The following is a 15901-nucleotide window of genomic DNA, read 5'->3' on the forward strand; positions in this document are numbered from 1 at the left end:
CTGAAGAAGCGGGAGCGTTCGCCTAAAAGCTTTCTGCAAGAAAGCTACATCGGAAGCATACGCTATCCCCGGATTTTACCCTTTGAAAAAGGAAATCCAAAAAAATCTGGGGATAACAGCGATCAGAAGATTGTTCTGTCATCGAAGTGGCAAGTGTAAATGGCGTTTAGTTCAATTTATATAACTACCTATCCAGAATGGCATTCGCCCGTTCACGAAATTCCACCGCCGCCTGCTCAGGCGTAATTTTGCCAAACAACAGGAGATCGTACAACTCACGTAACACCGCAGTGACCTCTGGCGCACCTACGGGATCAGGCGGGTCCATCTGAGTGCTGTTATCCGCAACCCAATCGATATAATCAAACACCTGCGCCAGCTCCGGTTCAACCACCAGCTTCATCCGCTCTTTGACACTGGATGAGACGGGCACACCCCGCTCCCCTTTGAGCAGCAGATTGGCATCCAAATCATTCACAAAAAAGCTGATAAACTTGGCAGCTTCCTCCTTATGTCTGGAATTACCCGCCATGGAGAAAAACATGCCTGGCTTCAAGAACAATCCATTCTGGCTGTTTGGCCCAGGCATTGGGGAGATGGTTAAGGGTTTGCCATAACGCTGAGCGGTGCTGATAAATTGGTTGGAATACCCCCAGCTAAACAAAGCCTCTCCCAGATAAAACGGGTCGTTATCAGGCTGGCCAATATCTGATGTCCAGATATCCGGTGCAAAAATAAGCTTCTTCTCTGCGAGCTGCTGCATCCTGCCAAAGTATTCAATAAATAGCCCATCATCCTCATAACCCAACCTCTTGCCATCCTCCGCGTATAGCTTGGAACCATACTGTCTCAAGTAATACGCGAAAAACTGTTCCGGCGTAAAATAGGTTCCCAGATAGATGCCTTTCCCGAGCAATTGCTCGCCCATCCGGTCAAAATCCGCCCATGTCCACGTATCCGTTGGCAATTCAATATCATTGGCCTTTAACACTTCCGGATCATAGATGCTGAGCATGGCGTTAACCCCTAAACTGAGACCATAGGTTTTTCCATTCAGGCTACCACTCTCCAACTGTTCCTTCTCAATATCTGTCGTGTCAATCAGCCCGCTCTGCATGTACGGCGTCATATCCTCCAACAGTTGCAGCGAACTGTACTGGGACAGATAGGAGATGTCCATCTGGATAATGTCGGGCAACGCATTGCCTGCTGCATGTGGTGCAAGTTTTCTCCAGTATTCGTTGAAACTGCTATATTCGTATTCGATGTTCACATGTGGATTCAACTTCTCATACAGGTTGATAACGGCTATCGTTGCATTGTTGCGAAACTCCCCACCCCACCAAGCGATTCGCAGCGTTATCGGCTCTTCTTCCACAATCATGCCTGGCCTTTGATCCAACTGGTTCACGCAGCCAGGAAGAGTCAGCATAAGGCAGAGCATGCCTATCATTCGCATCCATCTTCCCATAACTTCTCCTCCTTACCTGGTGATGGGGGTGGCAGCAGCACCGTTACTCTCGTTCCACGCCCCGGCTTGCTCTCCAGCAGAACATCATATTCTTCGCCAAAAGCCAGACGTACCCGCTCCCTGATATTCAGCAGACCAATACCTGTTCCTCTGGTTTTCACTTCACCGCGCAGCACCTGTTCCACATATTCGGGTTCCATGCCAGGACCGTGATCCTCCACGATAAGGGCCAGCTTGCCACCGGATATCTCGGCATACACTCGAATCAGACATGAACCAACCTGTGGTTCCAAACCATATTGAATGGCATTCTCCAATAATGGCTGTAGGGTCAACTTTGGAGTGGCACACCCCAGATAGGCAGCGGGCACATCTAAGCGGAAATCCAGTCGCTGCCGGAAACGGTAGGTCTGAATGGTGATGTAATGATTGACGATCTCCAGCTCTTCGGCAATGGTAATGATATTTTGCTTGAAGCTGATGGAGGAACGCAGCAAATATCCGAGTGATAACACCATACTGGAGATTTGCTCCTGCCTGTTCTTTTTGGCGAGCCAATGGATCGAATCCAGCGCATTATACAGAAAGTGGGGGTTGATCTGCGCCTGTAGCGCCTTGAACTCTGTTTCTTTAATGACCAGTTGGCTTGCATAATTTTCTTTGATCAATGTATTAATATGTGTAATCATCAGTCGGTACGTACGTTGTAACAATCCCAATTCATCCATGTGCTGGTGTGTTGGAATGGACAGATTGGCGTCCATATTCTCCAGATCGCCATACTGAACCTCCTTCATCTGACTGATGAGCTGCCGGATTGGCCTTGTCAGACTGCGTGCGAACACCATACCAAGTGCGAGAACAACCAGAATGGCGATAAGATAAACGACAATTAGTATATTTTTCAACCATATAATACGTTCAAAAATTTCATCATAAGAGGCCATATTATAATAAACCCAGCCGGTGTAGGCGGATTTTTTCTGGGAAAGGAATATCTCCCTCCCATCCAGATTTTTGATCTCATATCCCCCACTGCCTGAAAGTGGATTCAGCCCCGCGGACACCGCTTCCGAAAGCTGGCGATAAGGATAAACCACCTCACTGCCTGCTTTTAAAATAATGTCACTGTCCTGGCTGTCGATGCCCGCATACTCCTCAACGAGTCGCTCGATATTAATACGCAGAAACAGTATGCCTACCGGTTCCAGGGTCATCGGTTCGTAAGTTCGCACCTGACGGACCATAACCAGCATCGGGTCATCGTCATCCGGGTATAGCCAGCGCACTGCACCATTGGCCTGCTCCGCAGCCGCAATCATCCGATCGTATTTTTCCTGGGATACGGTTAGTGTCTCGCCATATTTATTGACTCTTCCCCTGGAATCAATCAGATGAACGGACTGCACATAACGTGCAGCCCCACTGATATGCTCCCATAACCGATCCGTGATTTTCTTTCGTTCAATAAAGCTTGAATATGCGCTATCGTCATCCAGCAACGACTTCAAGGCTCTTTGAATCTGCGTATCGGAGATCATATTTAATGATAACGCTTCCAACTTCTGAAGTTCAACATCCACTGTAGACGAAGAAAGGTTCAGAAGTCGGGACGACTTATCAAACAGCTGTTTGTCATAAACGGAGTACGTATAATATAAGGACCCAAACGCGAGGATGATGATAAACGCCATCATGAACATAATCATCAGAAACATTTTCATTTTGATGCTGAGTTTGCGGTAGGCTGTCATGACCAAAGCGCTCCTTTGAACCACGTGATACTACTAGGTATATCACATACAGGAAGGTTTTCCCAAAGTTTTAGCGCTCGATTTCTCACGTATTATTTGGACTGATATCGATCATAGGCCGCCTGATGAACCTCAATCGCCCGGTCAATGCCCATGCTCTTGATTGTTTCAGCCATGGTGTCAAATTCGGTGATCGGTTTCTGTCCACTAATGATGGCCGTCATCGTCTCATTCAAATACGTATTCACCTGGCTCATAATGGACGTACTTGTGGTCACCTCATCTGTTGACAAACGAATTGGGGGAAGCGTTAATGCTGAGCTTGCTTTCATCCATTCCGCATTTGCCGCACGCTGTCCATCGTCAAATAATAATGCATCCAGATAACGACTATCCTGATTGATTGGACCGTCCATAATGGATAAGGCATAGGAAGCCAGTGCCTGGTCATACGTTAGACCGTTCGGATTATCAATGATGGTATCTGTGAATTTGACACCTTCCCCGTCACGAACATAGCTGTCATTTTCGATACCAAAGTTGAACAGATCACTACCCTCTTCGCTATAGTTGTAGTCCATCCACTGTACAATGTATTTCAATTTGTCTTCGTCTGCGGAAGCCGTAATGGCCTCACCATAACTAAGTACCTTATTCTCCAGATTGAAGGTAGCATAAGAAGTTCCATCCGGAGATACGGGCCATGGTACGCCGGTTACGTTAAAGTTCGGATCGGTATCTCTCATCAGATTGAAGTATTTCCCCATGCCACTGAATACACCACCCTGATATGCACCTGCCAGATTGCTGGTAACCTTATAGTCGAACGCTTTACCGTCATTGGTCATGATCTCGGGATCAATCAGCCCTTCCTTGTACCACTTGGCCATGGTCTCCAAGAAATCACGGTAGCCCGGCTGAATCGGTCCAAACTCCACCTTGTCTCCATTCATCTGGAAGCCACCAATCACGCCAAAGGCCGCTGCAAAATCATGGAGCTTGGTCAGGTTACCCGGCCCCCAGTTTCCGGTGAAAGGAAGCTCATCAGGCTTACCGTTGCCGTTAGGGTCCTGTTCCTTAAATGCCTTAAGTACCGTATACCACTCATCGATATTGGTAGGTACCTTAAGGTTCAATGCATCAAGCCAGTCCTGGCGCATAATTAAACCGGAAGTGGCATTCAGCTTCAATGCATCCAGCTTCAGCAGCGGGAACATATAGATCGTTCCATCGTCGAGTGCAATCTGCTTTTTCACATCCGGATCGGATTCAATAATCCGCTTCAAGTTTGGTGCATAACTGTCGATCAATTCATTCAACCGGATGATCCGGCCGTCCTTGATCATTTTTTCCGGTCCGCCAACGGCATCCGCCCAGTTATAATAAATGACGTCCGGTAGCTCTTTCGTGGAGATCAACAGATTGAATTGGTCACGCTGTTGTCCAAGCGGAGGATGTGTGAACTTCACTTGGATACCCGTCAGCTTCTCCTTTTCCTTATAAGCCGCCATATCGCCAAAATTGTTTAAGGAAGCTGTCAGTTTGGCATCATTGGCGCGCCAGTAGTCAATGGTAAATGGCTCACTTGTAATCGGTAGCGGAATCTCGGTTAATGCCTGCACCGCAGGTTCTGTTCCTTCTGCTGGCTCTGCGTTACCTGGTTCATTATCACCCGTACAGCCCGCCAGTAAAGACATGGTAAGTAGCGATGACAACAAGATGGACCCCATTCTTTTTTTCACGTAATTCGCCTCCATAGGATACATTTTTTATTGTTTCACAGCACCGATTAGAGCGCCCTGAACAAAATAACGTTGGATGAACGGATATACCAGCATAATCGGCAGCGTGGAGATAATAATGGTTGCATATTTGATGTTCTCCCCAATGGCAAAGCCGGTATCAGCGCCAGCGCCCATGGCCTCCGTACTGCTGCTGATCAAAATATCACGCATAATAATCTGGATCGGATACAACTCCTGACTGCGCAGGTAGAGCATCGGTCCGACATAATCATTCCAATGGTCAACCGCATAATACAGCATCATAACCGCCAGGATTGGCTTTGACAAAGGCAGTACAATTCGGAACAAAATCAGAAAGTCATTGGCGCCATCAAGCTTCGCCGATTCAATCAGACTGATCGGAATGCCTTCAAAGTTTGTTTTCATAATGAGGAAATAAAACGTACTGATGGCACCCGGAATAATAAGCGCAAAACGGGTATCCACCATGCCCAGATTCTGAATTAGCAGAAAAGTTGGGATCATACCCCCGCCGAAGAACATCGTGAACGTAATTAACTTCATCAACGTTTTTCTGCCCATCAGATCACCACGTGACAGCCCATATGCAGCCAGCGAAGTCATCAGCAGATTGATGGCAGTACCCACCACAACATAGAACAAGGTGTTCATATATCCCGTATAGATGCGAGTATCCTGAAATACCGACTTGTACGCTCCCAGCTGAAAACCTTCAGGAATGAGCATCAGTGAACGGGAACGCAGCATCTGGTCCGGGTCGCTGATTGAAGAATTGAACACGTACAGCATCGGGTAAAAGCATAAAACCATGATCACCAAGAGCAGCAGTGTATTAAATACATCAAAAAGTCGTTCCCCTATAGACTGTTTCATCGCTTCACCTTCCGATTACCATAGACTGGTTGAGTTAAGCTTTCTGCTGATCGCGTTTGCGATAATGAGCAGCGCGAAATTAATGACGCCGTTAAATAGTCCGATGGCGGTTGAATACGTATAGTTCCCCTCCAAAATACCGGATCGATAAACAAAGGTGGATATGACATCCGATGTCTCATAGGTCGGTGCCGTTTGCATCAGCAATATTTTCTGAAAATCCGCGTTCATGACCGCCCCCATGCGCAGAATTAACATGATCACAATCGTTGGCATAATGCCCGGCAGTGTAATATGTAACAGCTGTCTCCAGCGGCCTGCGCCGTCAATTTTGGAAGCCTCATACAACTGTGGATCAATCCCGCTTAGTGCTGCCAAAAAGATAATTGAGGCCCAGCCTGCTCCCTGCCATATGTTGGACAGGATGTACATCGGACGGAACATATCCTTTTCCGCCAGAAACATAATTGGCTGCAGATCGAAAAAGTCACGAATGACGTTAAATAACCCACCGTCCAAAGATGAGAACGTTTTCAACATTCCAACCACAACGACAACCGAGATGAAATGCGGCATATAACTAATGGTCTGTACTGCGCCTCTGAACCACTTTTTCCGGACTTCATTCAGCAGCAGTGCTAGTAGAATCGGAGCCGGGAAACCAAACACAATACTGTAAAAACTCAAAATCAGTGTGTTCTTAATCAGTCGCCAGAAATAATAACTTTCAAAAAACATGGTGAAGTTGTCAAATCCGACCCATTCCCCTGCCAAGATTCCTTTGATCGGGTTGTAGGATTCCTGAAATGCCATCAGTAGCCCGTACATTGGCCCATAGCTGAAAATCAGATAGTAGGCTACCACAGGAACGAGCATCAGATAAACGTATCTGTTGCGGACAAGTTCCTTTTTCACCGAACTCCATTTGCCAGCTGGCTTCAAACGCCCAGGTTCAATCCCCCGGCTTCGATTCAGCTCCATCCACTCAACCTCCACTCTCGATGTTCATTCACTAACATGACACTTCTAATGATAGAAGCGAGCGCCTTTTCTTCCCATGCTCATTTCCGATAAATGGATGTTCAAAACCGAGTTCCGTCCGACAAAAAAAGACCCTGCTGCCGATGAATGGCGTACAGGGCCCGATCACAGATTAGATGTAGAGGTTGCTATCTATATAAATCGAGCTAAAGAATATTTACACTTGCCACTCCGATGACAGAACAACCCTCTGATCACTGTTATCCCCAGATTTTTATGATTCCCTTTTCTGAAGGGAAAATCCGGGGATAGCATATGCTTCCGATGTAGCTTTCTTTTAGAAAGCTTTTAGGCGAACGCTCCGCTTCTTCGTGTTATTTCTGTCCTCTCCGTTTTCGTGTAAATGTTTAATTCAATGCTGTAGAAGCGACAGCAACGCTGTCTTAAGGTACTTTTTTATACTCGGAAGGGGAGAAACCCGTGTATTTCTTGAACATTTTGCTGAAATACGGCCAGTTGGCACCAAACCCTGTCTGCTCGGCAAGCGAGGATACAGTGCAGTTCCCGTTCTGATCCAGAAGCTCCAACGCTTTACGGATGCGGTAGCTTAACACATAGTTCGTAAATTTCTCACCGGTTTCTTTTTTGAACATTTTGCCGATGTAGTCTGGATTCATGTATATTTCCCCAGCGATGGACTGGAGTGTTAATGTCTCGTCCCTGTAGCGCTTCTCTACCAGCTGTTTCACACTACCTACCATCTGCGATTGTCTGGAGCGGTGTTGTTCGTAGCGGCGCAAGGTGATTTCTTTGGCGACGGCAAGCAGAAACTGTTGAAAAGAATGCAGGGTGCTGGATTCAATCATGCCTGGCAACTGGTCCATATACCTTTTCATCTCGGCAGAGCCACTGAGTCGAATCATCTCCATAAACATCTGAATAAGATAGGACTTCGTTTGGGAGATATCGTACCGCAAGCTGGCAAGCAGCTGAAACATCCGGTTCAGCTCTGTTCCAACTTCCTGCCAGTGTCCGGCCTTGATTGCAGTAACCATCCGCTCCGGATCGTATTCGAATTCAGGAAGACTGTGCTCCCCGGGAGAGTAAATATCCCGTTCCATAATAAGACTACCCTCACCGAGATAGAATCGGTAATTGAGATAAACCAGCGTCTGCATGTACAAATGGCGTGCCTGCGAAAGATCTTCTGGCTCGCTCAGCGCAATCGTGAGATCATCATGATAATATCGGGTAAATGTGGCGCGAATCTCATCGATATTATGGAACAACTGCGTTTCAGACAACTTGTCCTCCATGATTAGTAGCACATGCCCCCCAACCGTGGCACTTAAAATTGGGTTGTGAAAAATATCTTCGGCAATGTTCTTAACCGCGAACAAGTGCAAATACTCATGATCCCCCTCAATCTCTACCAGCAACAACCGCACACGCTGATCCTGGAACTGTACATCGAATAATTCCTCGAAATACTTCCATTCCTTGACCCCGTATGTTCTGTTGGTGACCAATTCTTTCAGAAAATACTCCTTGGCATGTGGCAGTACACGCTCCAGATTATATTGGATCGACTGCACAAAACGCTCCTGATCGGTTAACTCTCGCTTCTCACTGACCAATTCACTGATAGCCTGTACAAGATGCTCCTCGCTGCAGGGCTTAAGCAAATAGTGCTTCACCCCATACTGCATGGCCGTTTTCGCATATTCGAACTCCGTAAAACCCGTGAGCATGATGAATGAGATATCCTGATACTTCTCCGCCACTGCTTCAACCAGCTGTAAGCCATCCATTCCCGGCATACGAATGTCCGAGATGATAATATCCGGGCGTTGCCGCTCGATTGAAGCAAGCGCTTCCAATCCATCTTGAGCAATGCCGATCAGTTCTGTTCCTAATCGGGACCAGTTCACCACACTGGAGATCCCGTCCGAGATCATAAATTCATCATCGACCAACAAAACCTTATACATCGTATGCATCCTCCTGCCTTTAACCAGTTCCATTCTATTATATGGGCAATATGCACAAATAGAGGGGAGGACGTTGATTGACATGGGAATGCACTCTAACAAGTCTGATTTCTGAACATTCCTGGCTCATCTCATCGGGAAAATCATTCGCTGGCACGGCTATTGGAGTTAGTCTCTCTAAAGACAAAACAACCCTCACCCCGCTACTGGGGTGAAGGTTAGCCTGCTTCATTTTACAATATCATCAGGGTATGGGTACGGTACAGGAAAAGAAATTACGAAACTGCGTTACGTATCCATCCCATACTCCTTCACTTCACGATTACGGTTCAACACCGCGTGCAATACAAAACCAAGTACAGCAATCGCCGCTGTGCCTGTTGCCAGCCACGCTACAGGAATAAGTCCCTCTTTGTCATACATGACCCCCATCGCATAGGGGCCGATAACCCGTCCAACCGCACCGATCCCACCCGATATCCCGATGTAAAAAGGTGCCGCCCTGCCAGCATGCTCGGAGATAAATGCAGGCGTTGCAGGGGAGATCAACATCTCTCCAAACGTGGCAAGTACCATTGCAAGCACCATGCCCGGATAGCTGTACATGGTAATCATGACAATGTAGGCCATGCCATAGAATACCGCACTCGCCGTCATCTGGGCCGTGGAGGTACGGGCCATGGTCCGTTTCACCCAGCTGGTAAAAGGTTGGCCCACAAAGATCAGCACCCCGTTCAGGGTCCAGAGCAGACCGTACATTCTTTTTTCCATACCCTCAGAAATGATATAGGGTGACACACCTGTGTTCCAGATGGAGTTACCGAATAACAGGAAGAGCACGCCCAAGCTCATAAACAGATATAGTCGGGTATTACCCAGCAATGCCCAGACGCCCGGCCCATCGGGGACGGTTTTCCGTTTGGTCAGATGTACTTCCCCCTGATCCGGTTCAACCCGCGACAGATAATACCAGAAGAAAATCGCAAACCCGGCTGAGGTTACCCCATTCAGTACAAAGCTGAGGTGATAGGAAAAGTCAGCCAGAAAACCACTCAGCGCCGTACCAATCGCCACCCCGATATTGTTCGCCACATAGATAATATTGAATAATTCACCGCGTCGCTCCGCAAACCGGAAGCCAATAAAGGCTTGAATCGCTGGCAGCGACAATGAACTGAACAGCCCAATCCAGCCCATGGCACATATAAATATGACCCAATACGCACTAATCCACGGCAACGCAAACAAACCTAACGCATTAAGCGCCAGTGAACCAATGATCAGCTTCTTCACGCCCACCCGATGGTACAACGAACCACCAAGCAATTGTCCAAAGATGCCACCCAGGGACTGAATGAGGATCACAAAACCGGCGTTGGCCATCGTTCGTCCAAGCTCATCAAACACATACATGGTGGTCAGCGGCCACATCAAGGCACTGCCGGTTGCGTTAACCAGACTTGCTAATAAAAATATTCTCACTTCTTTTGGATAGTTATCCAGCCATCTCATCATCTCTAGTTCATTCTCCTTAGTACCTCTGCACAAACAAATAACCATAAAAAATAGACCTTTGCCCTGACGGCATAACCATAACCAGCCAGAGCGAAGGTTTTATGAAGTGTAACATCAATTGCTCTTTAATCCTGCTCAAATTCTAGCCTTTGTTCATCTTACCTCAAAAAAATTACGCCGCAAGCACACTCATTGACGCTTCACTTCAACAGTGGCCGAGAAGAAGGTAGCCCCGTTCCCCATGTCCGACAACCGATTGGATGTCAGTGAATTCGCCCGCTGCTTCTTCCCGTCACCATCCCACCATAAGCCTTGGCTAATCACTGTTCCCGGCAGCATGGCTTCACTCACCTTGGCAGTCAGTTCGATGCGCCCACGATCATTCCATACGACTACTGCATCTCCATCCTCCACGTTTCTGCGGATAGCATCCTCGGGGTGCATTTGTAATAGAGGCATCTTCTCCAAACGTTGATGTTTGGCTGAATTACCAAAGGTGGAGTTCAAGAAATTATGGTTTGGCGGCGACAGGAACATCAACGGATACGTATCGGCAGGTCCAGCCGGATGCTCCCCATCATATCCTTCAACTAGGGCACTATAGGTAGGGAGCGGCGGAAGCCCTCTCTGTTCCATCGTCTCCGAATACAATTCGATTTTGCCTGAAGGCGTGGGCAGCTGGTCCAGATATGCAGCATATGGCGTCATATCCAGCTTCACGAATCGATGTTCCTTGAGTCCCTCCAATGTGACTCCATTCATATAGGGGTTGCCCGTTCCCTGAAGTGCGTCCTCAATCATCTGTTCCGGCGTTTCTCCGAAGATCACAGGGTCATACCCCATGGCCTGTCCAAGCAGGGAAAACAGTTCGACATTACTCTTGCTCTCTCCAATCGGTGCAATTACCGGCTCTTGCAGATGAACGTACTGATGCCAATAAGAGGTGTACAGGTCTGTCGCTTCAAATGAAGACGTGGCTGGCAATACGATATCTGCATACTTCGCCGTATCCGTCATGAACAGATCATGCACAACCGTGAACAGATCCTCCCGTGCAAAACCTCGCTCCACCCGCTCGGTATCCGGTGCCACCACCAGTGGATTGCTGCAGTAAACCATCATCGCTCGGATTGGCTGCTCTGCTTCCAGCAACGCTTCACCAATCCGGTTCATGTTCACCACTCGCGGCTCCGGATTCTGCCGCAGCTCCGGACGTTCGAGCGCGTCGCTATTTGTGCTCGCGTAACTGTTAGTGCGAACGGCACCGCCCCCTTGCTTCAGCCATTGCCCTGTAATGGCAGGCAGACATGCAACGCTACGCACGTTCATCCCACCGTTATCATGGTGCTGGAGGCCATTGCCGATGTGAATATGAGCTGCTTGTGCGTTGCCATATAATTCGGCCAGCTTCACAATGGTCTCCTCCGGCACGCCCGTAATGCGTGCAACGCGTTCAGGGGTGTAACTGCGGACATGATCACGCAGTGCCTCATGCCCCACCGTATACTTTTGCATAAAGGCTTCATCCGTCAGTCCCCGTTCGAACAGTACATGCATCAAGCCCAGCGCCAGTGCGCTGTCTGTGCCCGGGTACAGCGGAATAAACCAGTCGCCCCACTGAGCCGTACGATTGCGATGAACGTCAATTACGACGATCTTGGCGCCCTTCTTACGAGCTTTCTCCGCCAAAACGACCTGGTGCATATTCGTACTGACGATATTTCCGCCCCATACCAGAATGAGATCCGCATGCTCCGTATCTTCCGGCACCGTTCCATGGTTGGCGCCCATCGTATATTTCCAGCCGGTATTTCCGGCTGCATTACAGATGGTCTGCTCCAGCATACTCGCACCTAGCGCATTGAAGAAACGCCGATCCATCCCGTCTACGCCGAGAATGCCCATGTTGCCGTAGAAGCTGTAGGGCAGGATGCTCTCCGGTCCGTAAGTCTCGGACAATGCTGTGAATTTGGTCGTAATCTCGTAAATCGCTTCATCCCAACTGATTCGTTCGAACTTGCCTTCACCTTTGGCTCCTACACGTTTCATCGGATATTTTAGACGCTCGGGGTGATACACCCGCTCGGTCATATTTCTGACTTTATTACAGATGGCACCCTTGGTGATCGGATGATCCGGATTACCTGCCACCTTCACAATTTTGCCGTTCTCTTTATGTAATAACAGACCACAAGTGTCCGGACAGTCGAGCGGGCACACCGCCGCAAATATACCATTCTCCTGATCGATCATCGTAAGGCTCCCCTCTTTAAAAGCTATCCCTATATCATATCTTCTTCGAGGTTATCGCGTAAAGAGAACAGTATGTTTTTGCTTCATATTCACCGCTATAGCGGCTTTAAATTATTTTCAAAAAAATGTTTTTGAGTTTGATTCAATTTCAGAATTCAGGGGTAAATTAAAAATAAGGCATTAGGCTAGTGTTTCCCCACTTCCTCCTCATGCCATATCATGGACCACTCCCGAAATTCGCCATGAACAGGTTTCGTTCCCCCGAACCTTGTCATGGCGAATTTATTTTGCGTTAAACTCCAACAAGAACCCCATACAAAAAAAAGATCCCGCCCTGCTCCGTCACAGCATATTCGCCATGAACCGAGCAAGATCAGAATCGTCTTCACTTCTAATATACGTGTATACATACCTCGCTATGCCCGCTATGCTTGTTTGCTCAACATCACTCTAGCCTCCGTCTCCACAGCTTCGATCGACGTTGCTACCTCCGGTTTCACTTTTGGCTCAGCTTGGCGCAGGTACACCACCCAATAGGCTGCAGCTACAAACAGAGCACCACCAGTCAGATTCCCGAGCCATACCGGAATGAAATTCATCACATATTGACCCCACGAATAATGTCCTTCAAAGATTGCCGCCGGGATGAGGAACATATTGGCCACAACGTGCTGGAATCCAATCGCCACAAATGCCATCGTTGGAAACCAAATGCCCAGTACCTTGCCACTCATCGTATCGGATGCATAAGATAGCCACACGGCAAGTGCCACCAGCCAGTTACAGCCGATGCCAGAGATGAAAGCTTGCAGGAAGCCATCATGCAGCTTATGCCCAGCCATATCCACCACTTTCGCCAGATATACACCCTCTCCGGTCAGACCCAGCACATGTCCAAACGCGTACGCGACAAACAAAGCTCCAACAAAGTTACCAATCGTCACTAAGGTTAGATTTTTCAACATGTTACCCACGGATAATTTTCGTGCAATTGTCGCAAGTGGAACTGCCATCATGTTACCTGTCAGCAGCTCACCACCACCTATGAGTACCAAGATTAATCCAACCGGGAACACTGCTGCTCCAATCAGATTGACCAGACTCCCCCACTCTGCTGGCGCAGAAGCAATTACCCGAATATCCAATAGAAAACCCAGCGCAATAAAAGCCCCTGCCAGAAAACTAAGCACCAGTACAGAAGACACCGGATATTGAGCCTTCTTCATTCCTGTTTGCGCCGTATATTGTGCAACCTCAAGAGGTGTTTTTGCTGCCATATCATTCATCCTCTCCTTCATTGTTCATCATTGGATAAAACCATCTGAAATTCATTAGTTATGCGTTGAATACCACATCCTAATTGTATCTCGGTCCTAAACATAACTTTGTGCAAATTATCACAATGTTGTTTAAAAAGATACTTAAGAGTGTCTTGGAATAGTTATGACAGCAAGAGTATAGTAAGGCCTTTTGAAGCTAAAAAATCACAAAAAAGACTGACGATATACTCGCCAGTCTTCTTTTTCCTATATAACATGCTCTCTGTTCAATCATCTATTCTGCTTCCTTACACCATTGCTGGTGCTTTTACTTCTATTGGAGGCAGTGCTTGCAGACCAGCCGTGTTCAGGAAGTTCCATGGTTTGTTGTAATGCGGCTGGAAGAAAAAGTCGATGAAGGCCAGCTCATCTACGGTCATGTTATTTTGGATGCAGACCGAGATTGTATTAATCGATTGGGTCAGATCAACCTGAGACATCACCTGTGCTCCCACGATCCGACGAGTAGCCTGCTCATATACTACTTTGAGCAACAGTTTCTCAGCCGTTGGCATGAACTCCGGACGATAGCTGTCTTCCAGTACGACAGATTCCACAATCAGACCTTCGTCAGCAGCAGACATTTCCGTCATCCCTGTACCCGCGATATTTTGCTCATAAATTTTGATACCCGATGTTCCTTGTGTACCCATATACGGTGTCGTAGGACGAACCAGGTTACGGGCTACGAGTGTACCCATCCGTACGGCGTTAGTCGCCAATGGAATGTACGCTGCTTTGCCTGTTGGGTTGTAATGAATAGCACAGCTGTCACCCGCAGCGAAGACGTCTTTTTGACTCGTTTGCATATATTTATCCGCGATGATTGCGCCGTTTGGTAGCATATCCACTTGGCCTTTGAGCAGCTCTGTATTTGGACGGAAACCAATGCACAGAATAACCAGATCGGTTTCAAACTCTCCTTTGGACGTGATCACCTTAGTTACTTTGCCATTTTCACCAGTAAACTTCTGTACCGTTTGACCGAGAGCCAGCTTGATGCCGCGTCCAGTCAACGTATCTTCGATCGCATCTGTGAATTCAGGGTCCAGGTATTTGTTCAAAATACGGTCCACACTGTCGATCAGGGTAACTTCCTTGCCATTCATTTGGAAAGCTTCCACCAGCTCTACGCCGATATATCCTGCACCTACAACAGTAACACGTTTGGCATCTTTGGCTTTTTCAATAATCGTGTTGGAGTGATTGTAGTTTTTGCAAAGTAAAATGTTATCCATCTCGATGCCTTCAAGCTTTGGAACGACAGGCCATGAACCCGTTGTCACGATCAGTTTGTCAAACGTATCTTCAAATTCTTCCCCGGTTTGCAGGTTTTTAGCCTGAAGGGTATGACCCTCGGCATCTACTGCTGTTACTTCATGAAGCATCTTGGTCTCAACACCAAGCTCTGCCAGTTGATTAGGCGAAGAATAGAACAAACCGTCAGGGTCTTTTACAACCCCACCTACGTAGAGCGCAATGCCACAAGATAGGAAGGAGATATTGTCATTGCGCTCATACACCGTGATGGTAGCATCCGGGTACAATTTAGCGGTATTTACGATGGCTGCGGTCCCTGCGTGTGTACATCCGATAACTGCGATTTTCATTAAAAGTTCCTCCTCGAAATATATAAATGAGTTTGAATATAACGTTATTGTAGTTGTGAAATATTTCACTTCTTATTCGAAACTGTGTATGTGATTTATTTCACTTTATAAACTCATTATAATGTGATCTTTTTCACATTGCAATAGGTTGAGCAAAAAAAGTTTGTCGAAGGAGGTCATCCCCTGTATTTTTAGCCTTTTTCCCTTCATTGTATTGATTTCATTGTCCCCGGATTTGATTGAGTTTATGCTATGTAATGGCTTCCGCGATCCCTGGATGAACACATAAAGTTAGAGGTGTCTAGGGATCCGACTCTACCTGTGAAGAGAATAAAGCTCCGTATATAAAATAATCAAAGAAGCCTATC

Annotated in this window: 10 protein-coding genes; all 10 read right to left on the reverse strand. The window is 47.3% G+C overall.

The window, feature by feature from the left end:
* Positions 1-184: 184 nt before the first annotated feature.
* Entirely contained in the window at positions 185-1471 is a 1287-nt protein-coding gene (locus MKY66_RS27735; RefSeq protein WP_076209740.1) for an ABC transporter substrate-binding protein, read from the reverse strand.
* Positions 1450-3225, reverse strand: coding sequence for a sensor histidine kinase (locus tag MKY66_RS27740; protein WP_076209739.1), 1776 nt, complete (start codon positions 3223-3225; stop codon positions 1450-1452). Before MKY66_RS27740 ends, MKY66_RS27735 begins: the two co-directional genes overlap by 22 nt.
* A 92-nt stretch (positions 3226-3317) precedes the next feature.
* Entirely contained in the window at positions 3318-4967 is a 1650-nt protein-coding gene (locus MKY66_RS27745) for an extracellular solute-binding protein (protein WP_076209738.1), read from the reverse strand.
* Positions 4968-4994: 27 nt separating this feature from the next.
* Positions 4995-5864, reverse strand: coding sequence for a carbohydrate ABC transporter permease (locus MKY66_RS27750; protein WP_076209737.1), 870 nt, complete (start codon positions 5862-5864; stop codon positions 4995-4997).
* 15 nt (positions 5865-5879) lie between these two features.
* Positions 5880-6845: an ABC transporter permease subunit gene (locus tag MKY66_RS27755; protein WP_017691858.1), complete on the reverse strand. Its 966-nt coding sequence runs from the start codon at positions 6843-6845 to the stop codon at positions 5880-5882.
* Positions 6846-7288: 443 nt separating this feature from the next.
* Positions 7289-8836 (reverse strand): response regulator, encoded by a 1548-nt coding sequence (locus MKY66_RS27760; protein ID WP_076209736.1) that lies wholly within the window; start codon positions 8834-8836, stop codon positions 7289-7291.
* 288 nt (positions 8837-9124) lie between these two features.
* A complete protein-coding gene (locus tag MKY66_RS27765; RefSeq protein WP_076209886.1) occupies positions 9125-10348 on the reverse strand; it encodes an MFS transporter in 1224 nt (407 codons plus the stop codon).
* A gap of 192 nt (positions 10349-10540) precedes the next feature.
* Positions 10541-12604 (reverse strand): molybdopterin oxidoreductase family protein, encoded by a 2064-nt coding sequence (locus MKY66_RS27770; protein WP_143760285.1) that lies wholly within the window; start codon positions 12602-12604, stop codon positions 10541-10543.
* 425 nt (positions 12605-13029) lie between these two features.
* Entirely contained in the window at positions 13030-13881 is an 852-nt protein-coding gene (locus MKY66_RS27775) for a formate/nitrite transporter family protein (RefSeq protein WP_076209734.1), read from the reverse strand.
* Positions 13882-14171: 290 nt separating this feature from the next.
* Entirely contained in the window at positions 14172-15533 is a 1362-nt protein-coding gene (locus tag MKY66_RS27780; RefSeq protein WP_076209733.1) for an FAD-dependent oxidoreductase, read from the reverse strand.
* Between the last annotated feature and the right edge of the window lie 368 nt (positions 15534-15901).

Source organism: Paenibacillus sp. FSL R5-0766, assembly GCF_037971845.1.
GTDB lineage: Bacteria > Bacillota > Bacilli > Paenibacillales > Paenibacillaceae > Paenibacillus.